The organism is Variovorax sp. GW531-E2, assembly GCF_059423125.1.
The window spans coordinates 19,908-45,820 of record NZ_JBWKXQ010000054.1 but is presented as its reverse complement, the minus strand read 5'-3'; the positions used below and the strand labels follow the sequence as shown (position 1 = coordinate 45,820).

The window sequence follows — 25,913 nt, the reverse complement described above, 5'->3', positions numbered from 1 at the left end:
AGCGGGTCTGCGATTCGGGTCAGATGCTTCCCGCGGCCCGCGCATCAGGCAAGGACGGCCTTCGTCAGACTATTACGTTGATTAACGGAGCAGCAGCAATGGATTTACGAGCTTGGTTCGATGCGCTGACGGACAGCAAGATACGCGCTATGAAGGGTGACCCCGAGTCTCAAGTCCTGGACTGCAAAGGCATCGGCTCGGAAGGAGACATGAAACGCAACCTTGCCACTGTTATTTCAGGTTTTGCCAATGGTCAAGGTGGTATTTGCATTTGGGGTGTTGATGCACGAAAAATTCAAGGAATCGATTGCATCGACTCGTTTCCGGGTGTCCTAAACGCGCGGCAGCAAGCAACTCGTTTTGACGAGCTGACGCCGACGGCAGTCTCGCCCGGTGTATCAGGGGTCGTGCACCGTGCGATCACACGGCGCGGGGAAGCTCATGGGTTCGTCGCCACTTTCGTACCTGCTAGCGATGCCGGGCCACACATGGCTAGATACGGAGAAGATCGCTTCTACCAGCGGATTGGACTCAGCTTTTCGCGAATGGAGCAATTCCAGATCGCGGACATGTTTGGTCGCAGAGCCCGCCCTGTGCTGGAAGTTGAGCCCTTAAAGATTGCCCCATACGAAATATTGGTGAAGATCACCAATAGCGGGAGAGGAGCAGCCCGCGGCCTATTTATCGAACTCGGAGTCGATGGCCCATTCCATCGCAACGTTATGGGAATTGACGGAAATCGGAATGAAGGACTCCCTTACGTCGGCCGCAATCTTGATGGATCTTGGCTGCATGCTGGCGATGCAAACATGCTGCTTCACCCAACTATGCATGCAACAGTAGGAGGGATCTGGCTGGGCTTTGAACCTGGCCGCGTGATCGGCCTAGGCGCTCCGCCGAATTTCGTGCAAATCCGCTATAAAGTGGGCGCGCTAGAACTCGCTCCGAGATCGGGATTTCTCGAAGTCACACTCTAAGCCGCTCAGCGTAGTATGACCGCCCGTCACAAGATGAGGAGAAGCAATGGCAGCGACGGCAGGTAGTCTGTTTGGGATCTGGGCGATCGTCCTCCTCCTAGTCGCGATCCTCGAAACGAAGCCATTGCTCCGGCAGTTGCTGGCCGAACAGAAGCGTACGATTGATCTTTTGCAGACCCGGACGGATCGGGTGAAGGAAATTCGCGAAGGGGCTTGGAGGTCACACCAATGACGACTGGCCACCTGTCATTGACCCTTCCACCGCTACGCTTCCAACAGGTGACGCGCCCGATGGCGCACCTTGTTGCCGCTCGTGAGTTCATCGATGGCATAAAGGCAATTGAGATCTCAGGGCGTTGCCCTCATCGGGCGCTCGCATTGCTGGCTGGACAAGCTGTTGAATCACTCCTGGAGGGGTATGTACTGGCGTGCCTGTCGCCTAACGAACCTCCACGCGACGGAGGCCACGATCTGGAAAAACTGTGGAGCGCGGCCGTATCACGCGGTCTTAGCCTGCCATCAGATCCGCCGCCTTGGCTCAAGATTCTGGCCCAAGGACATCGCTCCCCATTTGCCGTTCGATACCAGGCCGTTAAGGACAAATCCACCAAGGCCTTCGCGCATGCGTCAAGCTACGCGCCAGAAAGCGACCTATTCAATGAGCTTCCGAAGCTCGAAGCTCTCGTGGCTCCGAGTATCGAGGCGTACCAAAGAGATCACGGTTAGATGTGCCCACAGGCGCTGCAAGTCAACCAAGGTACTGAACCATTGCGTTGAGTCCTCCTCGATCGACCGTCACATTCCACTCACGCAAGCGTCCATCCGTATCTCTGACTGCAAGCCGCAGCGGCAGCGGCAGCGGCAGCGGCAGCGGCAGCGGCAGCGGCAGCGGCAGCGATTCTGCGCTCGGCGCTCGGCGCTCGGCGCTCGGCGCTCGGCGCTCGGCGCTCGGCGCTCGGCGCTCGGCGCTCGGCGCCAGTTTGCGACTCGACATGCACCATGGCCAGTGCTCGGCGACGACACGGCGGCTCCCGCTGCGCCGATGGAGTGAGGGTCATGGTGTCGGCTCGAAAATACCATGACTGACGCCATGTTTGGTAGCTGACTAGGGGTGGCCTGTCGCAGATCGCGCCAGACTCAAAAAGACGCATTCCCCAAAGAAAAAGTCCCGTCGCAGGGACTGCGCGGGACTCTCAAAAACGGCCAGAGATTGATTCTGGCGGAGAGTGTGAGATTCGAACTCACGGACGCTTTCACGTCGGCAGTTTTCAAGACTGCTGGTTTAAACCACTCACCCAACTCTCCGGAACCGTCGATTTTAAGCTGACGGCGCAGCCTTACTCGTCGTCGGGCAGGAACAGCGTCTGCAGGTCGCTCAGGAAGTCGAGCCCGCGCTCGGTGGGCCACACGCGGAACAGGTCGCGCGCGACGAGCCCCTTGCGCTCGGCCTCCTCCAGGCCGCGCTGGATCGACGTCATTGCCAGGCCCGTGCGTTCGCTGAACTGGGGCAGCGTGAAGCCCTGCTTCAACCGCAGCGCGTTGAGCATGAACTCGAACGGCAGGTCGGCCAGCGCCACTTCGTCGCTCTGCGACACAGCCATGCCGGCGCGCGCGTTCTCCATGTACAGGCGCGGTTCGCGATAACGCACCTGCCGCACGATGCGGTGCGCGAAGCTGAGCTTGCTGTGCGCGCCGGCGCCGATGCCGAGGTAGTCGCCGAACTGCCAGTAGTTGAGGTTGTGCGCGCATTGGTGCCCGTCGCGCGCATAGGCCGAGACTTCGTAGCGCGACATGCCGCTCGCGCCCGTGCGCTCGGTGATGCGGTCGAGCATGGCGTAGGCGATGTCGTCCTCGGGCAGCGTGGGCGGGAACTTGGCGAACCAGGTGTTGGGCTCGATGGTGAGGTGGTAGATCGAGATGTGCGGCGGCGCCAGAGCCAAGGCCTGGGTCAGGTCGGCGTCGAGGCCTTCCATGGTCTGGCCCGGCAGGGCGTACATCAGGTCCAGATTGAAGGTGTCGAAGGCGCTCGCGGCCTCTTCCACCGCGGCGATGGCCTGGGCACGGTCGTGCACGCGGCCCAGCGCCGTCAGGTGCTCGTCGTTGAAGCTCTGCACGCCCACCGACAGGCGCGTGACGCCGGCCGCACGGTAGGCGCGGAAGCGGTTGCGCTCGAAGGTGCCGGGGTTGGCCTCGAGCGTGATCTCGCATTCGGGCGCGAGCTTCAGGCGCGCGCGCACGTCGCCCAGCAGCCGGTCGATGGCCTGTGGCGAGAACAGGCTGGGCGTGCCGCCACCGATGAAGATGGTGTGGACGGTGCGGCCCCAGATCAACGGCAGCGCGGCGTCGAGGTCGGCGATCAACGCGTCGATGTAGGCGGCTTCGGGAAGGCCGTCGATGTCGGCCTCACTGGTGGCGCGCCACTCGTGCGAGTTGAAGTCGCAGTAAGGGCACTTGCGCAGGCACCACGGCAGGTGGATGTACAGCGACAGCGGCGGCAGCGCGGCGAGTTGCAGCGGACCGGGGCGCATCCAGTGCAGCACGTCATTGGCCTGGGGGGCGCCGCCGGCTTGGGCGGGCTGGATCGGGAAGACGGTGGCCATGGGTCAGAACCAGCGCTCGCGCATCAGGGCGAGCATCGCCTGCGCGGCGCGGCCTCGGTGGCTGTTGGCGTTCTTCACGTCGGGCGGTAGCTGGGCGAAGGTCTTGCCGAAAGTCGGCAGGTACATGACGGGGTCGAAGCCGAAGCCGTTGTCGCCGATGGGCGCGGGCGCGATCTCGCCGACCACGCGGCCGACGGCAATGAGCGGCTCGGGGTCGTCGTGGCGACGCAGCGCGACCAGCGTGCTGACGAGCGCGGCGCGGCGGTTGACCACGCCGTCGAGCTGTTCGAGCAGCGCCTTCACGTTGTTGGCGTCGCCCTTGGCGTAGCCGAACTGCGTGGCGTAGTAGGCGGTGTCGACCCCCGGCAGGCCGCCGAAGGCGTCGACGCACAGGCCGGCGTCGTCGGCAATGGCCGGCAGGCCGGTGGCGGCGCTGGCGTGGCGCGCTTTGGTGAGCGCGTTCTCGACGAAGGTGCGGAAGGGTTCTTCAGCCTCGCCCACGCCGAGTGCCGACTGCGGCACCAGGGTGACGGACAGCTCGGCAAACAGCTGCTGGAGTTCGGCGAGCTTGCCCGCGTTGTTGGAAGCCAGAACCAGTTTCATGGAAAGTCAAAGATGGCTGTGGCGCACGATGAATGAACGGGCGCCAGTAGCTAGTGGTTGTGGTCGTCGGTCGTTCAGTTCGAAAGCAGGGCCTGCTGCTGCAGGCTCACGAGCTCGCCGATGCCCTTCTCGGCCAGGCCGAGCAGCAGGTTCATCTCTTCGCGCGTGAAGGCCACGCCTTCGGCCGTGCCCTGCACTTCGACGAAGTGGCCGGCGCCGGTCATGACGACGTTCATGTCGGTGTCGCAGGCCGAGTCTTCGGTGTACTCGAGGTCGAGCAGCGGCGTGCCTTCGACGATGCCCACCGAGATGGCGGCCACGTGGCCCTTGATGGGCGAGGCCTTGAGCGCGCCGGAGGCCAGCAGCTTGTCGACGGCGTCCTGTGCGGCCACGAAGGCGCCGGTGATGGCCGCGGTGCGCGTGCCGCCGTCGGCCTGCAGCACGTCGCAATCGAGGTGGATGGTGCGTTCACCCAGGGCGGCGAGGTCGAACACGGCGCGCATCGAGCGGCCGATGAGGCGCTGGATTTCCTGCGTGCGGCCGGTCTGCTTGCCCTTGGCGGCTTCACGGCTGCTGCGGGTGTGGGTGGCGCGCGGCAGCATGCCGTATTCGGCCGTCACCCAACCTTCGCCACTGCCCTTCTTGTGCGGCGGGACTTTTTCTTCGACCGAGGCGGTGCACAGCACGCGGGTCTGGCCGAACTCGATGAGCACGGAGCCCTCGGCATGGATGGTGAAGCCGCGGGTGATGCGCACGGGGCGCAGCTGGTCGGCGGCGCGGCCGCCGCTTCGTGTGAAAGCAGTCATGTGTCTGGAGGAAACCGAAAAAGAAAAAGAAAAACCGCGAGACCCGATCAGGAGATCAGGTCTTGCGGGCGGCGGAGCGGCGGATGGCTTCGTTGATCTCGGCGATGGAGCGCTCGATGGCGTCTTCGTCGAGGTCGTCGATCTCGCTGTCGGACGGCATGCCGGCCTGGATGGTCGAGGCGAACACGCCGTCGTCGATGGTTTCGGTGGACACGCCGCGGTCGTCGCCGGGCGTCTCGGGCATTTCCCACTCAAGCGCAATGAGCGTCACGTTGTCGCTGTGGGCGCCGCCCTTGCGCAGCGCCATCTCGGCGAGGTCGGGCGCGGCGTCGGACACGGGCTTGCCGGACGAAAGGGTGTGCACGATGACGGCGTCGTCGAGCACGCCCCAGACGCCGTCGGAGCACAGCATGAGGCGGTCGCCGCGCTGCAGCGGCAGCGGCGCCGACACGTCGAACAGCGGCGTGGTGGGCGAGCCCAGGCAGGTCAGCAGCAGGTTGCGGTTGACCGGTGCGTCGGTGGCGCCGTGGGGCTTGGGGCGCTCGGCATGCGAGTGGTCGCGCGTACGGGTCAGCAGGCGGCCGTCACGCACGACGTACAGGCGCGAGTCGCCGCAATGCAGCCAGGTGGCGGTGGCGTTCTGCAGCACGGCCGCGACCACCGTGGTGCGGGGCGTGTCGAGCATCGCCTTGTGGCTCGCGTACCGCATGATCTGCTGGTGCGCCGACATGGCCGATTCGGCCAGGAAGGCCTTCACGTCCTTCACGGTGGGGCGGGCCTCGCGCTGGTACAGCGCGGCGATGGTCTGCAGCGCCAGCTGGGCCGCCACTTCGCCTTCAGGATGGCCGCCCATGCCGTCGGCGAGCACGAACAGACCCGACTCCCGCGTGTAGCAGTAGCCCATGCGGTCTTCGTTCTTGAGACGGCCACCCTTGCGGCTGACCTGGAACACGGAGAACTTCATGTCGCTCAGACCGGTCGGGTGGTGGGCGCGGCAGCGCGCGGCAGGCTCTTCTTGTCGAAGGAGCGGATGTTGTCGATCGACAAGCGCACCTTTTCGCCGACCGTGAGCTTGGTGTAGCGGCGCTCGCCTTCGCGGCTGAGTTCCTTTTGCAGCGCAAACACCGACTGCGGGCGCGAGAGCGGGTCGAGCGACATGCACCACTCGACCACCTCGATGAGGTTGTCGGAGTACACACCGCGCAGGCGCGAGAGCGACAGGCTCAGGCGGTCTTTCTCAATGCGCCGGGGTGCGTCGTTGGGCGGGTAGCCCTGCATGCAGGCGTAGATACAGGCACCGATGGCGTAGATGTCGGTCCAGGGGCCCATCGACGAATCGCGCCGGTACATCTCGGGCGCGGCGAAGCCGGGCGTGTACATGGGGCGGATGAAGATGCCCTCTTTGCTGAGCACTTCGCGGGCGGCGCCGAAGTCGATCAGCACGGCGCGGTCGTCGTCGGTGACGAAGATGTTGGCGGGCTTGATGTCCAGGTGCAGCATCTTGTACTGGTGGACGATGCGCAGGCCGCGCAGGATTTCGTCGAACAGCGAACGGATGGTCGATTCGCGGAACACCTTCTGCCGCTTCAAGTCGCGTGCCGTGACCACGAAATCCTGCAGGGTCGCGCCCTCCAGGTAGTTCATGACCATGTAGACGGTCTCGTTTTCGCGAAAGAAATTGAGCACGCTGACCACCGACGCATGCGAAATCTGCGCGAGCGAGCGGCCTTCTTCGAAAAAGCTCTTGAGCCCCAGGCGGTACAGCGACAGCTTCTCGGGCGGCACCTGCGGCGCCAGTTCGCCGGGGCCCCGCGTGGCGAGCGACGAAGGCAGGTATTCCTTGACGGCGACTTGCTGGCCGTTCGGGTCGATCGCGAGGTAGACCACGCCGAAACCGCCCGCGGAAAGCCGGCGAACAACGCGATATCCGCCAATGACCGTATCGGGCAACAGGGGCGTAGGCTTGACCTTTGACATAATCCGGGAGTTTCGCCCGAAGGCGATGGTGCGGCAAGCGAACGCTGTACCGACGCCTCGGTGCTTGCAAGCAAAACCACAGTGAGGCGCAATGCCAGTTTACAGCATGACCGGCTACGCCAGCGGCCAGAACGGCCCCGCAGGCAGCCACTCCGAAGCCGATGCACGGCCCTCCGCCGCGGGCCGGCTCGGGGTCGAAATCCGCTCGGTCAACAGCCGCTTTCTCGACCTCACCTTCAAGCTCCCCGAGGAGCTGCGCCAGCATGAGACCGCGCTGCGCGAGCTGCTCACGGGCAAGCTCAAGCGCGGCAAGGTCGAGGTGCGCGCGGCCATCGAGAACACGTCCCAGGCGGGCGTAGTCGAGCCCTCCGTCAAGCTGCTTCAGCGGCTGAACGGCGTGCAGGACGGCATCCGTGCCTGGCTGCCCGGCGCCCGCGAGCTGAGCGTGGCCGACGTGCTGCGCCTGGCCGGCAGCGACGGCGCCACGCGCGGCGACTGGGGCCCCGACCTGCTCGACGTGGCAGGCAAGGCCCTGGAAGCCCTGATCTCCGCCCGCCAGCGCGAAGGCGCCCGGCTGGCCAAGATGCTCGAAGCGCACCTGGCGCAGCTGCGCACTCTGGTGCAGCAGGCCGGTCCGCTGGTGCCGCAGCTGGTCGAACAGCAGCGCACCCGCTTCCTGGAGCGCTGGCAGGAGGCCATGGGCCTGACCGCCGGCACGGGCGGCACGCTGCCCGAAGCCGCCCAGGACCGCGCCCTGACCGAAGCGACCGCCTTCGCGATCCGCATCGACGTGGCGGAAGAGCTCACCCGGCTGAATTCACACCTCGACGAGATCGAGCGGCTGCTCAAGAAGGGCGGCGAGATCGGCAAGCGGCTGGATTTCCTGATCCAGGAACTGCACCGCGAAGCCAACACCCTGGGCTCCAAGTCGGCGGCCCTGGAACTCACGCGCATCGGCGTGGACATGAAGGTCCTCATCGAGCAGATGCGCGAGCAGGTGCAGAACATCGAATGACGACGAGCCTTCCCATGGACTACCCCGGCAATATCTTCGTGGTCGCTGCACCCAGCGGCGCTGGCAAATCGAGCCTGGTCAAGGCGCTCATGGAGCTCGACTCGGCCGTCCAGCCCTCGGTCTCCCACACCACGCGCCCCCCGCGCGGGCAGGAAAAGCACGGCCGGGAGTACTTTTTCGCTTCCCCGAGCGAGTTCGACGCCCTGATCGCGGCCGACGGCTTCGTCGAATGGGCCCACGTGCACGGCCACCGCTACGGCACGTCGAAGAAGGCGGTCGAGGAGCGGGTGGCCCTGGGCACCGACGTGATCCTCGAAATCGACTTCCAGGGCGCGCTGCAGATCCGCAAGACCTTTGCCAACGCGGTCATGATCTTCATCCTCCCGCCCAGCTGGGAAGAGCTGCGCTCCCGCCTGGAACGGCGCGGCGAAGACAGCGCGGCGGTGATCGAACTGCGCCTGAAGAACGCGGCCGAAGAGATGGCCCAGGCCGGAAAATTCGATTTCGTTATAATCAACGAGTTATTTGAGCGCGCACTTTTCGATCTCAAGGCGATCGTCCACGCGCAGCGGCTTCGGTATTCCGCACAGCGCAGAGCCCGTGCCGATACGTTCGCCGCATTGAACATCCCTTGAAATCCCCGCTCACCGACCGAAAGAATTCATCATGGCCCGCATCACCGTCGAAGATTGTCTCGTTCAGATCCCGAACCGTTTCCAGCTCGTTCTCGCCGCCACCTACCGCGCGCGCATGCTGAGCCAAGGCCACGCGCCCAAGATCGAGAGCAAGAACAAGCCCGCCGTCACGGCCCTGCGCGAAATCGCCGAAGGCAAGATCGGCATCGAGATGCTCAAGAAAGTGCCGGGCTGATCTGACGCAGCCCTGCAACGAAAAGGCACCGCATTGCGGTGCTTTTTTTACGTCTGGACGCGTCCACAGAGCGGTCACGCTAAAGTGGTAGCCATGAGCGCGGTCGCCAAACCTCCGTCCCCCACGCCGAAACCGAGTCCGGCGGCGCTGAACGCGGCCGCCGCGAGTTTTGCTGCGCTGACGGCCCGCCTCGACTACCTGAGCCCCGAAGACACCGAGCTGGTTCGCCGGGCCTACCGCTTTGCCGACGAAGCCCACCTCGGGCAGCTGCGCAACAGCGGCGAGCCGTACATCACCCACCCCATCGCCGTGGCGGCGCAGTGCGCCGAGTGGAAGCTCGACGCCCAGGCGCTCATGGCCGCGCTGCTGCACGACGCCATCGAGGACTGCGGGGTCACCAAGCCGGAACTCATCGAGCGCTTCGGCGCACCGGTTGCCGAGCTGGTCGACGGGCTCACCAAGCTCGACAAGCTGCAGTTCAACACGCGCGAAGAGAACCAGGCCGAGTCCTTCCGCAAGATGCTGCTGGCCATGGCGCGCGATGTGCGCGTCATCCTGGTCAAGCTGGCCGACCGCACGCACAACATGCGCACGCTGGCCGATGCGCCGCGCGAAAAGTGGGCCCGCATCTCGCGTGAAACGCTCGAGATCTACGCGCCCATCGCGCACCGGCTGGGCCTGAACCAGACCTACCGCGAGCTGCAGGACCTGTCGTTCCGGCACCTCAAGCCCTGGCGCTACGCCACGCTGGCCAAGGCCGTCGCCAAGGCGCGTGGACGACGACGCGACCTGATCCAGAAGGTGCAGAAAGAGGTCGAGACGGCCTTCTCCGCCGCCGGCATGACGCTGCGCATCGCGGGCCGCGAGAAAACGCTCTATTCCATCTACCGCAAGATGGAAGAAAAACACCTGAGCTTCGCGCAGGTCACCGACATCTACGGCTTCCGGCTCATCGTGCCGAACGTGATCGCCTGCTACACCGGCCTGGGCATCCTGCACCAGATGTACAAGCCGCTGCCGGGCAAGTTCAAGGACCACATCGCGATCGCCAAGCTCAACGGCTACCAGTCGCTGCACACCACGCTGGTGGGACCGGCCGGCGTGAGCGTGGAGTTCCAGCTGCGCACCGAGGCCATGCACGTCGTGGCCGAATCGGGCGTGGCGGCGCACTGGCTCTACAAGGCTGCCGAGCCCAATGCCGCGAGCAACGACCGGCTGGGCACCAAGTGGCTGCAGTCGCTGCTCGACATCCAGGACGAGACGCGCGACGCCGCCGAGTTCTGGGACCACGTCAAGGTCGACCTGTTCCCCGACGCCGTCTACGTCTTCACGCCCAAGAGCCAGATCATGGCGCTGCCACGTGGCGCCACCGTGGTCGACTTCGCGTACGCCATCCACAGCAACATCGGCGACCACACCTCGGCCGCGCGCATCAACGGCGACCAGGTCCCGCTGCGCACCGAGCTGAAGAATGGCGACGTGGTCGAAGTGATCACGGCGCCGGTGTCGACGCCCAACCCCGCGTGGCTGGGCTTCGTGCGCACCGGCCGGGCACGCTCCAAGATCCGCCACTACCTGAAGACGCTGGCGCATGCCGAGTCCGAAGGCCTGGGCGAGAAGCTGCTGGCGCAGGCGCTGCGCGCCGAAGGCCTGGGCAAGCTGCCCGAGGAAGACGACGAACACCAGGCGCTGTGGGAGAAGCTGCTGCGCTTCACCGGCAACCGCACCCGCGCCGAGCTGCTGACCGACATCGGCTTGGGCAAGCGCATCGCGAGCATCGTCGCCAAGCGGCTCATGGCGCTGCTGGCCGAGATCGGCGAGCGCCCCGACGCCCTGCTGCTCAGCCGCGAGCGCTTCACCTCGCACGAGGCCGTATCGCAAGGCGCCGTGACGCTCGACGGCAGCGAGAACTCCTCCGTGCGCTTCGCCCAGTGCTGCCGGCCCATCCCCGGCGACCAGATCGTCGGCTACCTCGGGCACGGCGAAGGGCTGGTGGTGCACACCGACGACTGCGGCGTCGGCCAGCGCCTGCGCAACAAGGACAGCGAGCGCTTCTTCGCGGTCGAATGGGCCGACGAGCCCACGCGGGCCTTCGAGACGGGCGTGGTCATCACCGTGCGCAACGACAAGGGCGTGCTGGCCCGCGTGGCGGCCACCCTGGCCGACGCCGAGGCCGACATCACGCACGTGGAGATGGCCGACGAGACCCCGCAGGATTCGACCGACCTGCGCTTCGTGATCGCGGTGCGCGACCGCACGCACCTCGATGCCGTGCTGCGCGCCGCGCGCCGGACCGCGTCGGTGCTGACCGCGGCGCGGACGATTCCGGCGCCCTGAGTTCGCTCGCGCGTCAGTTCGCCGGCGTGCGCGGCGCCGGATAGCTCACCGACAGGATCTCCACCTCGTGCGCCCCGCCGGGCGTCACGAGCTTCACCACGTCGCCTTCGCGCGCCTTGAGCAGCGCACGCGCGATCGGCGAGATCCAGCTGACCTCCGACTTGGCGCTCTCGGCCTCGTCGATGCCGAGGATCGTGACGCTGCGCTCCTCGCCGGTCTCGTCGACATAGCGGACGGTGGCGCCGAAGAAGACCTGGTCGCGCCCGTGGTGCACCGACGGGTCGGTGATCTCCGCGATCTCGAGCCGCTTGCCGAGGAAGCGGATGCGCCGGTCGATCTCGCGCAGGCGCTTCTTGCCGTAGAGGTAGTCGCCGTTCTCGGAGCGGTCGCCGTTCTTCGCGGCCCAGTGCACGGCCTCGACGACCTTGGGGCGCTCCTCGTCCATCAGCTGCAGCAGCTCGTCGCGCAGGCGCGCGTAGCCCTCGGGCGTGATGTAGTTCTTGCTGCCCGCCGGCAGCGCGGGTGCGGCGCCGCCTGCGCCGTCATCGTCGTCGTCCGCATCGGCGTCCGACTCCTTGGTGAATGCCTTGTTCAATGCAGAGCCCTTCAAATCGGAAATACTGAGCGCCCTTGCCGCGCCCTACAAGCCGGTGAGTTTGCCGCAACCGCCATGCCCAGGAGACAGGAGCCCCCGTGATCGCCACCGGACATTTCCCATGCCGTCGCCATGCCTCGGCGGGGCTTCATTTGTACGCTCTCGTGGTCCTTGCTGCCGTCCTGGGCTTTCTTCCCTTCGACACCCACGCCAGGACGCAGACCTGCTTCGTCGTGAGCATCCACAGCGGCGACACCCTCACCGCCCGCTGCGGCGACGCAGCCAGCGCCAGTGCGTGGCGCCGCGTGCGCCTGCAAGGCATCGAGGCGCCGAAGCCCGGGCAGCCCTTTGCCGAGCAGGCCCGGCAGAAGATGCACGACATGGTTCGCCTGAAGCCGGCAGACGTCGACTGCGACGATCCCACATCCCACGCTCGCGAACGCGTCTGCCGCGTGACGGTGACGCCGGATTCAGCCCCCAATGGCCCGAGGACGCTCGACGCAGGCCTGGCACTGCTGACCGTCGGATTGGCACACTGGCAGCCCGCGCAGGCGCAGCGCCTGTCGCCCCAGGAGCGCGGGCAGTACGAATTTGCGGAGGAAGAAGCGAAGGCCAAGCGGGCCGGCCTCTGGAAGGACGCACGACCGCCGCGTCCCTGATGCGGGCACGGTGCAATGACCGGCCAAAGAAAAAGGGTTAGCTCGAAAAACGAGCTAACCCTTGAAGAGTGGTGCGGCTGGCAGGAATTGAACCCACGACCCCTTGGTTCGTAGCCAAGTACTCTATCCAACTGAGCTACAGCCGCACAGCTTTCGATTATAGCGTGTTTTTTCGCCCGCCCCAACCTTTGTGATCGAAAGCTGAAAATACGGACGACGGCAGTCTGCAATGGGGCTTGTTGCAACGCATCCGGCCCGTGCCGTTCCAAAGAGGCCCTTCCGACCCGGTACACTCCGCCCCGCCCGGAATAAGCCTGGGCCGCCGTAGGCAACACGGCGCCATACCATCCAAGGAATACTGAATGAACCGCATCGAACTGGTCGAGAAGATCGCCACCACCCACAACCTGAGCAAGGCCGAGGCCGCACGCGTCCTCGAAACGATCACCAGCAGCGTCGTCGCTGCCGTGAAGAAGGGCGATTCGGTCCAGCTGGTCGGCTTCGGTACTTTCAAGCAAGTCGCACGCGCTGCACGCTCGGGCTTCAACCCCCAGGCCGGCACCAAGATCAAGATCGCCGCCACCAAGGTGCCGAAGTTCGTCGCCGGCGCTGCCTTCAAGGCCGCCATCGACCCCAAGGCCGCCAAGCGCAAGGCTGAAAAGGCCGCTGCTGCACCTGCTGCCAAGAAGGCCGCCGCTCCGAAGAAGGCAGCTGTCACCAAGGCTGCTGTCACGAAGGCCGTCGTCGCCAAGGCTCCCGCCAAGAAGGCCGTCGCCAAGAAGAAGTAAGACGCATGGTGCGACGCTGCACAGGCCCGACCTGGCAGTTGTTCGTATCGACGTCAAAAAGCCGCCCTCGGGCGGCTTTTTTGTGGGCGCCTGCCGCGCAGCGAATGCGGGCAGCGAAACCCTCTGTGCGAGGGGCCCCAAACGAAAATAGCCTGGAAGAGAAACTCTTCCAGGCTATTCGAGAGATGGTGCGGCTGGCAGGAATTGAACCCACGACCCCTTGGTTCGTAGCCAAGTACTCTATCCAACTGAGCTACAGCCGCGCAGCCTTGAATTCTACCCCGCCGAAAGCGCTGTTCCGGCGAGGCCTTCAAAAAAGCTTCACGGCATTGCGATGCGACGGCCTCAGGCCACCTGTTCGCTGCCCGCCTTGCGCCCCATCAGCCGTGCGGCCACGCGCTTCACCAGCAGGTAGAACAGCGGCACGAAGAAAATGCCCAGTGCCGTCGCCGCGAGCACGCCGCCGAACACACCGGTGCCGATCGCGACCTGGCTGCCCGAGCCCGCACCCGTGGCCACCGCCAGCGGGATCACGCCCGCCAGGAAGGCCAGCGAGGTCATCAGGATCGGCCGCAACCGCAGGCGCGCGCCTTCGGCCACCGCTTCGAGCAGCGGCACGCCACGGCGCAGCGCGGCCTCTGCGAACTCGATGATCAGGATCGCGTTCTTGGCCGACAGGCCGATGGTCGCGAGCAGGCCGACCTGGAAGTAGATGTCGTTCGACAGCCCGCGCAGCGCCGCAGCGATCACCGCGCCGAGCACGCCCAGCGGAATCACCAGCATCACCGACACCGGCACCGACCAGCTCTCGTACAGCGCCGCCAGGCACAGGAACACCACGAGGATCGACAGCGCGAACAGCAGCGGCGCCTGCCCACCCGACAGCCGCTCCTGGTACGACAGGCCGCTCCAGGCTTGGCCCGTGCCGCTCTGCTTCTTCGCGAGGGTCTCGATGGCCGCCATGGCCGTGCCCGAGCTGGTGCCCTGCGCGGCCGCGCCCTGGATCTGCACCGCGGGCAGGCCGTTGTAGCGCTCCAGCTGCGACGCGCCCTGCGACCAGCGCGTGGTGGCAAAAGCCGAGAACGGCGTCATCGCCCCCGTGCTGCCGCGCACGAACCACTGGCCGATGTCGTCCGGCGCCGAGCGGTACGGCGCATCGGCCTGCACGTACACGCGCTTCACGCGGCCGCGGTCGATGAAGTCGTTGACGTAGCTGCCGCCCCAGGCAATGCCCAGCGTGGTGTTCACGTCGTCCAGCGACAGCCGCAGCGCCGAGGCCTTCATCTGGTCGATGTCGACCTGCAGCTGCGGCGTGCCGGCCACGCTGTTGGCACGCACCGACTGCAGGCGCTTGTCCTTGTTGGCCTCGCGCACCAGCTTCTCGCGCGCCTGCAACAGCCGCTCAGCGCCCATGCCCGAGGTGTCCTGCAACCAGAACTCGAAGCCGTTCGATTCGCCCAGCCCTTCGATGGGCGGCGGCACCATGCCGAAGACCTCGGCGTCGCGCTGCTGCTTGGCCAGCGCCTTGCCAGCACGCTCGACGATGGCGTGGGCGCGCTTGTCGGCACTGGCGCGTTCGGACCAGTCCTTCAGCGAGACAAACGCCATGCCCATGTTCTGCCCGGAGCCGCTGTAGCTCCAGCCGGTGAGCGTGAAGATGGTGTCGGTCGTGTCCTTCTCGGTCTCGAGAAAGTGCTTTTCGATGGCGCGGTTCACTTCGTCGGTGCGGCCCGAGGTGGCGCCGGCCGGCAGCGTCGCGATCACCATCACGCTGCCCTGGTCCTCTTCCGGCAGGAAGCCGCCGGGCAGGCTCAGGTACAGCAGGCCCATGCCGGCCACGATGGCGACATACACCGCCGTGAAGCGCAGCGGCTTGCGCAGGATGCGGCCCAGCACGCCCACGTAGCGACCCTGCGCGGCGTCGAAGCGGCGGTTGAAGGCGCCCAGGAAGCCGCGCGTGCGCGGCGGCACGCCGGCCTTCAGGAACCGCGCGCACAGCGCCGGGATGAGCACGATGGCCACCACCACCGACAGCACCATCGACGCGATGATGGTCACCGAGAACTGCCGGTAGATCACGCCCACCGAGCCGCCGAAGAAGGCCATGGGCAGGAACACCGCCGACACCACCACCGCGATGCCGACCAGCGCGCCGGTGATTTCCTTCATCGATTTGATCGTGGCCGCCTTCGCATCGAGCCCCTCTTCGTGCATGACGCGCTCGACGTTCTCCACCACCACGATCGCGTCGTCCACCAGCAGGCCGATGGCCAGCACCATGCCGAACAACGTGAGCACGTTGATCGAATAGCCGAAGGCCGCCAGCACGCCGAAGGTGCCCAGCAGCACCACCGGCACGGTGATCGCGGGGATCACCGTGGCGCGCCAGTTCTGCAGGAAGAGGAACATCACGACCACCACCAGCGCGATGGCCTCCAGCAGCGTGCGGATGACCGACTGGATCGAGATCTTGACGAAGCGCGTGGTGTCTTCCGCGTAGGCCACGCGCAGGCCCGCAGGCAGCGAGCGCTCGAGCTCGGCGATGCGCGCCTTCACCGCGCGGGCGGTGGTCAGCGCGTTGGCGCCGGGCGCCAGCATCACGGCCGAGCCCGCGGCCGGGTGGCCGTTCAGGCGCGTGGTCTCGGCATACGACTCGCTGCCGATCTCCACGCGCGCCACATCGCCCAGCCGCACCACGGCGCCGTCGGCCTGCGTCTTGAGCACGATGGCCTTGAACTGGTCGGGCGTCTGCAGCCGCGACATCGCGGTGACGGTGGCGTTCAGGTGCTGCGTCGGCGCCGACGGCCGCGCGCCGATCTCGCCCACCGACACCTGCGTGTTCTGCGCGGTGATGGCGGCCGTGACGTCGGACGGCATCAGCTGGTAGCTGGCCAGCCGGTGCGGGTCGAGCCAGATGCGCATGGCGTACGCCGCGCCGAAGGCCTGCACCGAGCCCACGCCGTCCACGCGGCTGATCGGGTCGCGCAGGTTGCTGGCCATCCAGTCGGCGATGTCGGTGTCGGTGCGCTGGCCGGTCTCGTCGTAGAGCGCCACGATCAGCAGGAAGTTGTTCTGCGACTTGGCGACCGTCACGCCCTGCTGCTGCACCGCCTGCGGCAGCCGGCTGGCGGCCTGGCTGACCTTGTTCTGCACCTGCACTTGCGCGGTGTCGGGGTCGATGCCCTGGCGGAAGGTGACGTTGATCTCGGCCCAGCCGGCGGCGCTGCTGGTCGACTTGAAATACATCAGGCCGTCGATGCCCTTGAGCTGCTGCTCGAGCACCTGCGTGACGCTGTTTTCCACCGCCTGCGCCGAGGCGCCGGGGTAGTTGGCCGACACGACCACGGTCGGCGGCGCGATGTCCGGGTACTGCGACACCGGCAGCGTGCGAATGGCCACGCCGCCGGCCAGCATGATGAGGATGGCAATGACCCAGGCGAAGACGGGCCGCTGGATGAAGAAATGAGCGATCACGGGAGGTTGTCGCTTCTGATCAATCGGCCGGGGAAGGCGCCGCAGCGGACGATGCGCCCGCCGTGGAAACCGGCACCGGCTTCACTTTTTCACCCGGGCGTGCGCGCTGCAGGCCATCGACCACCAGGCGATCGCCCTCGCGCAGGCCCCGGGTCACGACCCAGTGCTCGCCCTCGGTGCTGCGCACTTCGAGCGCGCGCAGCTCGACCTTGTTGTCGGCCGCCACCACCAGCGCGGTCGGCTCGCCCTTCTCGTTGCGGGCCACGCCGCGCTGCGGCGCCAGGATGGCCTGGCGCTCCACGCCGGACTCGACCTGCGCGCGCACGTACATGCCCGGCAGCAGCAGACCTTGCGGGTTCGGGAACTCCGCGCGCAACGTGACCGAGCCGGTGGCCTCGTCGACAGCCACTTCGGAGAACTTCAGCGTGCCGGCATGCGGGTAAGGCAGGCCGTCCTCCATGCGCAGGCGGACCTGGGTGCTGGCCGGCGCCATGTCGCCCGAGATGAAACGGCGCTTGAGCTTCGTCAGTTCCAGGCTCGACTGCACCACGTCGACGTAGATCGGATCGAGCCGCTGGATCGTGGCCAGCGCCATCGCCTGGCCCGGCGCCACGAGCGCGCCCTCGGTCACGGCGGAGCGGCCGATGCGTCCCGCGATGGGCGCGGTGATGCGCGTGAAGTCGAGGTTGATGCGCGCCGCCTTCACAGCCGCCTGCGCGGCCTTCACGCCGGCTTGCGCCTGCACCAGCGCGGCCTGCGCCTCTTCGTGCTCCTGCCTGCTCACGGCATTGGCCTTGACCAGTTCGCCGAAGCGATCGGCCTTGCCGCGCAGGCTGGCGATGGTGGCCTGCGACGTGGCCAATGCGGCTTGCGCCTGCTCGTGCGCGGCCTCGAACGGGCCGGGCTCGATCTCGTACAGCACTTGGCCCGCGCGGACCATGCCGCCCTCTTCGAACAGCCGCTTGCGCACGATGCCGTTGACCTGGGGCCGCACCTCGGAGACGCGGTAGGCGGCCGTGCGGCCCGCGAGCTCGGTGTGCACAGCCACGTCACTGGCGTGCAGCGCCACCACGCCGACTTCGGGCGGCGCGTCATCGGTGGTGGAAGCCTGCTTGGCGCCGCATGCAGCGAGCGCGAGCAGGGACATCGGAAGCAGGAGCTTGAAAAGCGGGGTCATGGCCATCGGGAATCGCAGTGCGGCGTGCGCAGGGATCACCCGGCTCGTTACATTTGCACTCAAATGGTGCATTCTGCCTTCGATGTTGCATTGCAACCTGAAGGAATCCTGTGTTTGCCGTAGGTGAAATCGGCGGCGGCCGCAGGCCTCGCTCGCGCCTCTGGCACCAAAGAAAAAGGCCGCGCAATGCGGCCTTCATCGGAGTGTCTACAGAGGGGGAATGTGTGGTGGTAGGCCGTGAGTGGCTTGAACACTCGACCAACGGATTATGAGTCCGCTGCTCTAACCAACTGAGCTAACGGCCCACGCGGGCCCGATTCTATGCGCCGCGCGCAGCCGCTTACTTGCGGTGGCTCAGCGCGTTGCTCACCAGCCGCGACGTGATATCGACGATCTGGATCATGCGGTCGTACGGCATGCGGGTCGGGCCGATCACGCCCAGCGTACCGACCACCTGGCCGTCGACCTCGTAGTTGGCGCTGACGATGGACAGCTCCTCGAACGGCACGACCTGGCTTTCGCCGCCGATGAAGATGCGCACGCCCTCGGCCTTGCTCGACACGTCGAGCAGCCGCATCAGCTGCGCCTTCTCTTCAAAAAGATCGAAGGCACGCCGCAGCTGCCCCATGTCACTGGAAAAATCGGTCACCGACAGCAGGTTGCGCTCGCCGGAAATCACGACGTCGTCGGCCTGCGCATCGGTGAGCACTTCGGAGCTGACCTGCACCGCGGCCTGCATCAGCGCGGCGATTTCACCGCGCAGCTTCTCGACCTCGGACTGCAGGCGGTCGCGCACCTGCTCGATCGTCAGGCCCGCGAAGTGCGCGTTGATGTAGTTCGAGGCTTCCACCAGCTGCGACTGCGAGTAGTCGGATTCCGGGAAGATCACGCGGTTCTGCACGTCGCCGTCGGGCGAGACGATGATCACCAGCAGCCGCCGCTCGGACAACCGCAAGAATTCGATCTGCTTGAACACCGAGACGCGCCGCGGCGCCATCACGACGCCCACGAACTGCGACAGGTTCGACAGCAGGTGCGCGGCGTTGGCGATCACCTTCTGCGGCTGGTCGGCCGCCAGGCTCGGCGTGCTCATCTGCTCGCGCTGCGCGGTCAGCATGGTGTCGACGAAGAGCCGGTAGCCGCGCGTGGTCGGCACGCGTCCGGCCGAGGTGTGCGGGCTGGCGATGAGCCCCAGCGCCTCGAGGTCGGACATGACGTTGCGGATGGTCGCGGGCGAGAGATCCAGCCCCGCCGAACGCGAGAGCGTGCGTGATCCGACGGGTTGCCCATCGGCGATGTAACGCTCGACCAGCGTCTTCAACAGCAACTTGGCACGGTCGTCCAGCATTGCAAGATTTTAGTGTTGTAATTTGTGAGCTATGACCTCACGCTTTCGTCACGTCGCCCTGATCGGCAAATACCAGGCTTCCGGCGCCCGGGCGCAAGCCGATGCGCGCGACGGCGTGATGGAGGGCATCGGCGCCTTCCTCGAATCGCAGGGTTGCACGGTGTTCGTGGAGCGTTCGTCCTGCGAGGACACCGACGCACCGCCCCACCCGCGCTACCAGGCGCTGTCGGTCGAAGAAATCGGCCAGCGCTGCGACCTCGGCCTCGTGGTCGGCGGTGACGGCACCATGCTCGGCATCGGCCGGCAGCTCGCGTGCTACGGCATCCCGCTCATCGGCATCAACCGCGGGCGGCTCGGCTTCATCACCGACATCCCGCTGGACAACTACCAGGCCACGCTGATCCCGATGCTGGCCGGCGAATACGAAGAAGACCACCGCAGCCTGATGCACGCGCAGGTGATCCGCGATGAGGCCCTGGTGTTCGACGCGCTCGCGATGAACGACGTGGTGGTCAACCGCGGCGCCACCTCGGGCATGGTCGAGATGCGCGTGTCGGTGGGCCGTCATTTCGTGGCCAACCAGCGCGCCGACGGGCTGATCATCGCGTCGCCCACGGGCTCGACGGCCTACGCGCTGTCGGCCGGCGGGCCGCTGCTGCATCCGGCGGTGCCGGGCTGGGTGATGGTGCCGATCGCGCCGCACACGCTGTCGAACCGCCCCGTATTGCTGCCCGACGCCGACGAGATCGTGATCGAGTTGGTGAGCGGGCGCGACGCCAGCGCCAATTTCGACATGCAGTCGCTCGCCTCGCTCGCCATCGGCGACCGCGTGGTGGTGCGCCGCTCCGACTTCCGGGTGCGCTTCCTGCACCCGCGCGGCTGGAGCTATTTCGACACGCTGCGCAAGAAACTCCATTGGAACGAAGGGGGCTCCTGAATGAAGGACCACGCCTCCAGCTTGAGGACGAACTGAGATGGCTTTGCGACGCATCGCACTGCGCGACTTCGTGATCGTGCGGTCCCTTGAACTCGATCTGTCGGCCGGCTTCACGGTGCTGACCGGGGAAACCGGCGCCGGCAAGTCCATCCTGATCGACGCACTGCAGCTGGCGCTGGGCAACCGCGCCGACGCCGGCGCCGTGCGCGAAGGCGCCGAGCGGCTCGACGTGAGCGCCGAGTTCGACGCCGACCCGGCGCTGGCCGGCTGGCTCGACGAAGGCGGCTTCGAGGCTGGCGACGGCCTGCTGCTGCGCCGCACGGTCGACCTGCAGGGACGCAGCCGCGGCTGGATCAACGGCAGCCCCGCCACCGCCACGCAACTGCGCGAACTCGGCGACCGCCTGCTCGACATCCACGGCCAGCACGCCTGGCAGAGCCTGACCCGCCCCGAGGCCGTGCGCGGCCTGCTCGACGCCTACGCCGGCGCGCGCACCGACGCGCTCGACGCCGCCTGGCAGAGCTGGCGCCAGGCGCTCTCGGCGCTCGACCACGCACGCTCGGCGCAAGACTCGCTGCAGCGCGAGCGCGAGCGGCTGCAGTGGCAGATTTCCGAAGTCGCCAAGCTCGCGCCGGGCGCCGACGAGTGGGACGAGCTCTCGGCCCACCATTCGCGCATCTCGAACGCGCAGGCCCTCATCGACGCCGCCCAGGGCGCAAGCCAGGCACTCGAAGACGACGACAACGGCGCCCTCGCCGCCCTCACGCGTGCCGCGACGCTGCTGCAGAACTGCGAGCACATCGAGCCCGAATTCCGCACGCTGGGCGAGGTGCTGGCCTCCTGCGTGGCGCAGGCCTCGGACGCGGCCCACTCGCTGCACGGCTACCTGCGCGACACCGACACCGATCCCAAGACCCTCGCCGAACTCGACGAGCGCATGGGCCTGTGGATGTCGCTTGCGCGCCGCTACAAGCGCACGCCGGCCGAGCTGCCCGCGCTGCTGGCCGGCTGGCAGGCGGAGCTGCAGGCGCTCGACGCGCAAAGCGACCTCGAAGGCCTGGAACGCGCCGAACAGAACACCCAGCAGGCCTACATGAAGGAAGCCAAGGCCCTCGGCAAGATCCGCAAGCAGGCGGCGCCGCGCCTGGCCCAGGCCGTCACGCAGGCGATGCAGGGCCTGGGCATGCAGGGCGGGCGCTTCGACGTCGAACTGCAGCCGCTGGCACAGCCCGGCCGCGCCGGCCTCGAAGAAATCTCGTTCCTGGTGGCCGGCCATGCCGGCAGCACGCCGCGCGCCATCGGCAAGGTGGCCTCGGGCGGCGAGCTCTCGCGCATCGCGCTGGCCATTGCCGTGACGACCAGCGAACTGGGCGCCGCGCAGACGCTGATCTTCGACGAGGTCGATGCAGGCGTGGGCGGCGCCGTCGCCGAGACCGTGGGCCGCCTCATGAAACAGCTCGGCCGGGACCGCCAGGTGCTCGCCGTGACCCACCTGCCCCAAGTGGCGGCCTGCGCCGACCACCACCTCGTGGTCGCCAAGCGCCAGACGACGGCGGCCGGCACGGACGGCCCGCGCACCGAAAGCGGCGTGTCGCGCCTGGCAGCCGACGACCGCGCGCGCGAAATCGCCCGCATGCTGGGCGGCGAAAAGGTGTCGGCCACCTCGCTGGCCCACGCGCGCGAAATGCTCGGCCACAAAACGCCGGCGACCGCCCCATGAACATGAACCTCGACCTCGTCCTCATCACCGGCATGTCGGGCTCCGGCAAGTCGGTGGCGCTGCACGCGCTGGAAGACGCCGGCTACTACTGCGTCGACAACCTGCCGCCCGAGTTGCTCACGGCCTTCATCGCGCTGCAGCACGAACAGCAGGCCACGCGCGTGGCGATCGCGATGGACGTGCGCAGCGGCGTGTCGCTGCCGATCGTGCCGCAGCAGCTCGAAGCACTGCGCGCCGACGGCGTCTCGCTGCGCTCGCTGTTCCTCGACGCGACGACCGACGCGCTGCTGCGCCGCTATTCGGAAACACGCCGGCGCCATCCGCTCTCGCGCCAGGAAAGCCGCACCGACGTACCCGAACAGCATCGCGTGCTGGTGCAAGCCATCGAACTCGAACGCGAACTGCTGGCCGACCTGCGCGACGGCGCCGACGTGATCGACACCAGCCTCATCCGCCCCGCGCAGCTGCAGAGCTACATCAAGGGGCTGATCTCGGCGCCGCAGAACGCGCTGACGCTGGTGTTCGAGTCGTTCGCCTTCAAGCGCGGCGTGCCGCTCGATGCGGACTACGTGTTCGACGTGCGCATGCTGCCCAACCCGCACTACGTGCCGGCGCTGCGCGCGCTGACGGGCCGCGACGAGCCGGTGATCGAATGGCTGCGCGAGCACGATGACGTGGCGCGCATGTTCGACGACATCGAGCAGTTCCTGACGCACTGGCTCGACGCACTGGCGCGCGACCACCGCAGCTACGTGACGGTGGCCATCGGCTGCACGGGCGGGCAGCACCGGTCGGTGTTCCTGGTCGAGCAGCTGGCACGCGCCTTCGGTGCCCGCTGGGGCGCGCTCAAGCGCCACCGCGAACTCGACGCCTGAGGGCGGAGGCCGTTCAGGCCTCGGCGGTTTCCAGCAGCTTGCGCATCGGGGCGGGCAGCCCCAGCCGACTCCACTCCTGCGCCTCGACCCAGCGTGCGCCCTCGCATTGCGGCTGGACGCCCTGCAGCAGCACGGGGTGCAGGTGCAGGTCCTTGTGGGTCAGCACGTGCACGAAGGGCGGCAGTTCCTGCGTGTCGTGCGCCGCGCCCGACGGCAGGGCCGCGAGCAGGTCGTCGTGGCTGTCGAACACCGGCAGGCAATGCAGCCCCGCCCAGATGCCCTTGGCGGGCCGCTTCTCCAGCCACACGCGCCCTTGCGCGTCGCGCGCCAGCAGCACCCACAGCGACTGGGCGCTGCGCTTGAGCTTGCGCGTCTTCACCGGGTAGCGCTCGGGCGCGCCCTGGCGCAGGCCCACGCAGCTCGCGTTCACCGGGCAGATCATGCAGCTGGGCTTGCGCGGCAGGCAGACCGTGGCGCCCAGGTCCATCAGACCCTGCGTGTAGCTCGCCACCGCCTCGCGCTGGCCTTCTGGCGGCAGCAGTTGCGTGGCGAGGTCCCACAGCGCGCGCTCCTGCGCCGACGACGACATGTCGCCGTCGAAGCCGAGCACGCGCGTCAGCACGCGCTTCACGTTGCCGTCGAGGATCGCCACGCGCTCGCCGAAACAGAAGGCCGCAATCGCGGCCGCCGTCGAACGACCGATGCCGGGCAGGGTCACGAGTTCGGCGGCGGTGTGTGGAAAGGCGCCGCCGAAGCGCGCGACCACCTCCTGCGCGCAGCGGTGCATATTGCGCGCGCGGCTGTAGTAGCCCAACCCGCTCCACAGGCCGAACACCTCGTCCTCGGTGCCGGCGGCCAGCGCCGCCACGTCGGGAAAACGTTCGAGAAAGCGTGCGAAGTAGCCCAACACGGTCGTGACCTGGGTCTGCTGGAGCATCACTTCCGAGAGCCAGACGCGGTACGGATCGCGCGTGTTCTGCCACGGAAGCTCACTGCGCCCGTGGCTGCGCTGCCAGCGCACGATCTGTGCGGCGAATTCCGGAGGCAGCGGCGGAGGTGGGGAGACGGCCGCCCGCGCGGCGGTGCGCTCAGGCCGCACGCAGTTGCTCGCCCGCGATGGCGGGGGCCGCGACAGGCGGCTGGCTGCCGTGCTGCGCGATCAGCGAGGTGAACTCGTGCAGCCGCTCCTGCAGCGCGGCCAGGTGGCTTTCTTGCGCGGCGATCTCGGCCAACCGGTCGTCAAGGCTGCCTGCGGCATTCTGGATGCGTTCGATCGCCTCGATGCGCTTGCTGAAATTGCGGCGGCGCTCCTTGAGCTGCGCATCGATCTGCGCGCTGGCGCCCTTGCTCCAGCGCTCGACCTCGGTCATGGCGGCCTCGTTGACGAGCCGCAGCCGGCTGGCCAGCGCGCGCACCAGCTTGTCGCAGAAGTCGGCCTGCGCGAGCTTGATCAGGTTGCCCACGCCCAGGTAGTGGATGTGGCTGCGCTCGATCTGGCCCAGCTCCTGCTCGAAGCCGCTCAGGTCGGGCTCGGCCGGCGCCTGCAGCGTGAAGCCCTGCTCGGCGTTGAGCTGGCGGAAGGTGGCGTGCAGCATCGACTGGATCTCGGCCGTGGTCGCCTGCACTTCGCGCAAGTTGTTGCGCAGCGCATCGAAGGTTTCGCCGTACACCTTGCGCACGTTGAACTTGACGCCGGGGCGCTTGAGCGCCGCGGCCAGCTTGACCATGTCGGCCTTGAGCGCCGTGCGCCCGAGCACCGCGTACACCTCGCGCAGCAGCTTGCCCTGTACCGAGCGCAGCGCCAGGATGCGGGTGTTGCTGCCCTCGAATTCGGCATGTTCCTGGTCGATGCGCGCACGCATGTGGCGGATCACCGACACGTTCTTGCCGCGCAGGCCCTGCAGTTCGAGCGCCTGCTCCGACAGGTCGCGCTGGCGCACCTTCAGCAGGCGCTCGGCCTCGGTGCGCAGCGCGGTCATGCCGGCGTCGACCGCGAGCCGCAGCATGGTTTCGCGCTTGCCGAGCACGCCTTCGCCGAGCAGCGCCTCGAGCGCCGGCAGCCGGCTGGCGTCTAGCAGGGCCGCGTCGTGACCGATCTTGGCCTGCAGGCCCTTCTGCGCCGACACCGGCAGCACCTGCGCCAGCGGCACCTCGAGCAGCCGGGCCGCGCCTTCGCGCTGGCGCTCGATCTGCTGCGCGATCTGCGTCGGGGTGCTCAGCGTGTCCCACAGCGTGTCGATCTTGTTGAGCACCACGAAGCGCGTGTCGTGGCTGTCGTCGCCGGTGATCAGGTGCTCGCGCCAGATCGACAGGTCAGAGCGGGTCACGCCGGTTTCGGCGCCCAGGATGAAGACCACGGCATGCGCCTGCGGGATCAGGCTCACGGTGAGTTCGGGCTCGGCACCGATCGCATTCAGGCCGGGCGTGTCGAGGATCACGAGGCCCTGCTCGAGCAGCGGATGCGGCATGTTCAGCACCGCATGGCGCCAGCGGGGAATCTCGACGCGGCCTTCGGCGTCCTGCACCGGGTTGTCGTCGGGCGTCTCGGGGTTCCAGAAGCCGAGCGCGCGGGCTTCGTCCTTGCTCACCCAGCGGACTTCGGCCACCTTGCCCATGGCGCGGGCCAGTTGCTCGGCGTCGCCCACCTCGATGGGCAACTCGGTCCAGCGCGTGGGCCGCTCGCGCCAGTGGGCGAGCGAGTGCGGCTCCAGGCGGGTTTCGATGGGCAGCAGGCGCAGCTTGGGCGCCAGTGCGGCGTCGTAGCCCAGCTCGGTCGGGCACATCGTGGTGCGCCCGGCGCTGGCCGGCATGATCCGCCGGCCGTAGCCGGCAAAGAAGATCGCGTTGATCAGTTCCGACTTGCCGCGCGAGAACTCGGCCACGAAGGCCACCATGACCTTGCTGGTGCGGATCTGGTCTTCGAGGGCGCGCAGCCGTTCGGCCACGGCCTGGTCGAGCAGCTCGTTGTCGGTCAGCCAACGGGACAGCCACTGAAGGCGGCGGGCGAAGTTGCTCCGCCAGGCGCCGTGCTGATCGAGCTGTTGGTTGAAAGAGCGGCTCAAGGGAAAGATGTAAGTAAGAATTTACAAATATAACATCGCCGCATGGCGAACGGGGTACCGGCAGGAGTTTGCCCCGAAGCAGCCGCCACGGGG

At 67.2% G+C, this 25,913-nt stretch carries 22 protein-coding genes and 4 tRNA genes; 11 read left to right on the top strand and 15 right to left on the bottom strand.

Translation table 11 applies throughout. The features are described 5' to 3' along the window. A partial coding sequence (locus AC07XP_RS24845) for an AlbA family DNA-binding domain-containing protein (protein WP_495266178.1) occupies nucleotides 1-977 on the top strand: 977 nt, incomplete at its 5' end. 291 nt (nucleotides 978-1,268) lie between these two features. Continuing rightward, nucleotides 1,269-1,703: a hypothetical protein gene (locus AC07XP_RS24840; RefSeq protein ID WP_495266177.1), complete on the top strand. Its 435-nt coding sequence runs from the start codon at nucleotides 1,269-1,271 to the stop codon at nucleotides 1,701-1,703. Between the two features lie 491 nt (nucleotides 1,704-2,194). Here the strand turns inward: AC07XP_RS24840 and AC07XP_RS24835 are convergent. The 6 genes from AC07XP_RS24835 to AC07XP_RS24810 form a co-directional block, all read right to left on the bottom strand. Further along, nucleotides 2,195-2,282: transfer RNA gene (locus tag AC07XP_RS24835), tRNA-Ser, on the bottom strand. A gap of 32 nt (nucleotides 2,283-2,314) precedes the next feature. Further along, a complete protein-coding gene (gene hemW / locus AC07XP_RS24830; protein WP_062476321.1) occupies nucleotides 2,315-3,577 on the bottom strand; it encodes a radical SAM family heme chaperone HemW in 1,263 nt (420 codons plus the stop codon). Nucleotides 3,578-3,580: 3 nt separating this feature from the next. Beyond that, nucleotides 3,581-4,180, bottom strand: coding sequence for a non-canonical purine NTP pyrophosphatase (locus AC07XP_RS24825; protein ID WP_070062009.1), 600 nt, complete (start codon nucleotides 4,178-4,180; stop codon nucleotides 3,581-3,583). Between the two features lie 74 nt (nucleotides 4,181-4,254). Continuing rightward, on the bottom strand, nucleotides 4,255-4,986 hold the full coding sequence (gene rph, locus AC07XP_RS24820; protein WP_495266176.1) for a ribonuclease PH: 732 nt from the start codon (nucleotides 4,984-4,986) through the stop codon (nucleotides 4,255-4,257). 55 nt (nucleotides 4,987-5,041) lie between these two features. Continuing rightward, nucleotides 5,042-5,950, bottom strand: a complete 909-nt coding sequence (locus tag AC07XP_RS24815) for a PP2C family protein-serine/threonine phosphatase (protein ID WP_062476311.1) — start codon at nucleotides 5,948-5,950, stop codon at nucleotides 5,042-5,044. A 5-nt stretch (nucleotides 5,951-5,955) separates the two neighbouring features. Further along, entirely contained in the window at nucleotides 5,956-6,963 is a 1,008-nt protein-coding gene (locus AC07XP_RS24810; RefSeq protein WP_495266175.1) for a serine/threonine protein kinase, read from the bottom strand. A 91-nt stretch (nucleotides 6,964-7,054) separates the two neighbouring features. Here AC07XP_RS24810 and AC07XP_RS24805 point away from each other — a divergent pair, with 91 nt between their 5' ends. The 4 genes from AC07XP_RS24805 (at nucleotide 7,055) to AC07XP_RS24790 (ending at nucleotide 11,185) form a co-directional block, all read left to right on the top strand. Beyond that, nucleotides 7,055-7,978 (top strand): YicC/YloC family endoribonuclease, encoded by a 924-nt coding sequence (locus AC07XP_RS24805; RefSeq protein ID WP_062476308.1) that lies wholly within the window; start codon nucleotides 7,055-7,057, stop codon nucleotides 7,976-7,978. Between the two features lie 14 nt (nucleotides 7,979-7,992). Then, nucleotides 7,993-8,613 (top strand): guanylate kinase, encoded by a 621-nt coding sequence (gene gmk / locus AC07XP_RS24800; protein WP_062476362.1) that lies wholly within the window; start codon nucleotides 7,993-7,995, stop codon nucleotides 8,611-8,613. A 31-nt stretch (nucleotides 8,614-8,644) separates the two neighbouring features. Then, nucleotides 8,645-8,848, top strand: coding sequence for a DNA-directed RNA polymerase subunit omega (gene rpoZ / locus AC07XP_RS24795; protein WP_013543330.1), 204 nt, complete (start codon nucleotides 8,645-8,647; stop codon nucleotides 8,846-8,848). Between the two features lie 93 nt (nucleotides 8,849-8,941). Beyond that, nucleotides 8,942-11,185, top strand: coding sequence for a RelA/SpoT family protein (locus AC07XP_RS24790; RefSeq protein WP_095746649.1), 2,244 nt, complete (start codon nucleotides 8,942-8,944; stop codon nucleotides 11,183-11,185). 13 nt (nucleotides 11,186-11,198) lie between these two features. Here the strand turns inward: AC07XP_RS24790 and greB are convergent, their stop codons facing one another. Further along, entirely contained in the window at nucleotides 11,199-11,780 is a 582-nt protein-coding gene (greB, locus tag AC07XP_RS24785) for a transcription elongation factor GreB (protein ID WP_307587260.1), read from the bottom strand. A 98-nt stretch (nucleotides 11,781-11,878) separates the two neighbouring features. Here greB and AC07XP_RS24780 point away from each other — a divergent pair, with 98 nt between their 5' ends. Beyond that, nucleotides 11,879-12,439, top strand: a complete 561-nt coding sequence (locus tag AC07XP_RS24780; protein WP_495266174.1) for a thermonuclease family protein — start codon at nucleotides 11,879-11,881, stop codon at nucleotides 12,437-12,439. Nucleotides 12,440-12,508: 69 nt separating this feature from the next. On the opposite strand, the gene AC07XP_RS24775 is transcribed toward AC07XP_RS24780, so the two are convergent. Next, a tRNA-Arg gene (locus AC07XP_RS24775) sits at nucleotides 12,509-12,585 on the bottom strand. Between the two features lie 216 nt (nucleotides 12,586-12,801). On the opposite strand from AC07XP_RS24775, the gene AC07XP_RS24770 reads away from it, so the two are divergent. Continuing rightward, complete coding sequence (locus AC07XP_RS24770) at nucleotides 12,802-13,227, top strand: HU family DNA-binding protein (protein WP_062476298.1); 426 nt, start codon at nucleotides 12,802-12,804, stop codon at nucleotides 13,225-13,227. 186 nt (nucleotides 13,228-13,413) lie between these two features. On the opposite strand, the gene AC07XP_RS24765 is transcribed toward AC07XP_RS24770, so the two are convergent. The 5 genes from AC07XP_RS24765 to hrcA all read right to left on the bottom strand — a co-directional run bounded on the left by AC07XP_RS24765 (nucleotide 13,414) and on the right by hrcA (nucleotide 19,226). Then, nucleotides 13,414-13,490, bottom strand: a tRNA-Arg gene (locus AC07XP_RS24765). A gap of 82 nt (nucleotides 13,491-13,572) precedes the next feature. Next, entirely contained in the window at nucleotides 13,573-16,701 is a 3,129-nt protein-coding gene (locus AC07XP_RS24760) for an efflux RND transporter permease subunit (RefSeq protein WP_495266173.1), read from the bottom strand. 19 nt (nucleotides 16,702-16,720) lie between these two features. Further along, on the bottom strand, nucleotides 16,721-17,848 hold the full coding sequence (locus AC07XP_RS24755) for an efflux RND transporter periplasmic adaptor subunit (RefSeq protein WP_495266172.1): 1,128 nt from the start codon (nucleotides 17,846-17,848) through the stop codon (nucleotides 16,721-16,723). 258 nt (nucleotides 17,849-18,106) lie between these two features. Then, a tRNA-Ile gene (locus tag AC07XP_RS24750) sits at nucleotides 18,107-18,183 on the bottom strand. 35 nt (nucleotides 18,184-18,218) lie between these two features. After that, complete coding sequence (gene hrcA, locus AC07XP_RS24745; protein WP_062476292.1) at nucleotides 18,219-19,226, bottom strand: heat-inducible transcriptional repressor HrcA; 1,008 nt, start codon at nucleotides 19,224-19,226, stop codon at nucleotides 18,219-18,221. A 31-nt stretch (nucleotides 19,227-19,257) separates the two neighbouring features. Between hrcA and AC07XP_RS24740 the strand changes: the two genes are divergently transcribed. The 3 genes from AC07XP_RS24740 to rapZ are packed head-to-tail and all read left to right on the top strand — an operon-like array spanning nucleotide 19,258 to nucleotide 22,758. Beyond that, nucleotides 19,258-20,163, top strand: a complete 906-nt coding sequence (locus tag AC07XP_RS24740; protein ID WP_070062001.1) for an NAD kinase — start codon at nucleotides 19,258-19,260, stop codon at nucleotides 20,161-20,163. Between the two features lie 37 nt (nucleotides 20,164-20,200). Continuing rightward, complete coding sequence (recN, locus tag AC07XP_RS24735; RefSeq protein WP_495266171.1) at nucleotides 20,201-21,883, top strand: DNA repair protein RecN; 1,683 nt, start codon at nucleotides 20,201-20,203, stop codon at nucleotides 21,881-21,883. A gap of 2 nt (nucleotides 21,884-21,885) precedes the next feature. Then, nucleotides 21,886-22,758, top strand: coding sequence for an RNase adapter RapZ (gene rapZ / locus AC07XP_RS24730; RefSeq protein WP_062476353.1), 873 nt, complete (start codon nucleotides 21,886-21,888; stop codon nucleotides 22,756-22,758). A gap of 13 nt (nucleotides 22,759-22,771) precedes the next feature. Here the strand turns inward: rapZ and mutY are convergent, their stop codons facing one another. After that, nucleotides 22,772-23,806, bottom strand: a complete 1,035-nt coding sequence (gene mutY / locus AC07XP_RS24725; RefSeq protein WP_495266180.1) for an A/G-specific adenine glycosylase — start codon at nucleotides 23,804-23,806, stop codon at nucleotides 22,772-22,774. A gap of 40 nt (nucleotides 23,807-23,846) precedes the next feature. Continuing rightward, a complete protein-coding gene (locus AC07XP_RS24720; protein WP_495266170.1) occupies nucleotides 23,847-25,820 on the bottom strand; it encodes a dynamin family protein in 1,974 nt (657 codons plus the stop codon). Between the last annotated feature and the right edge of the window lie 93 nt (nucleotides 25,821-25,913).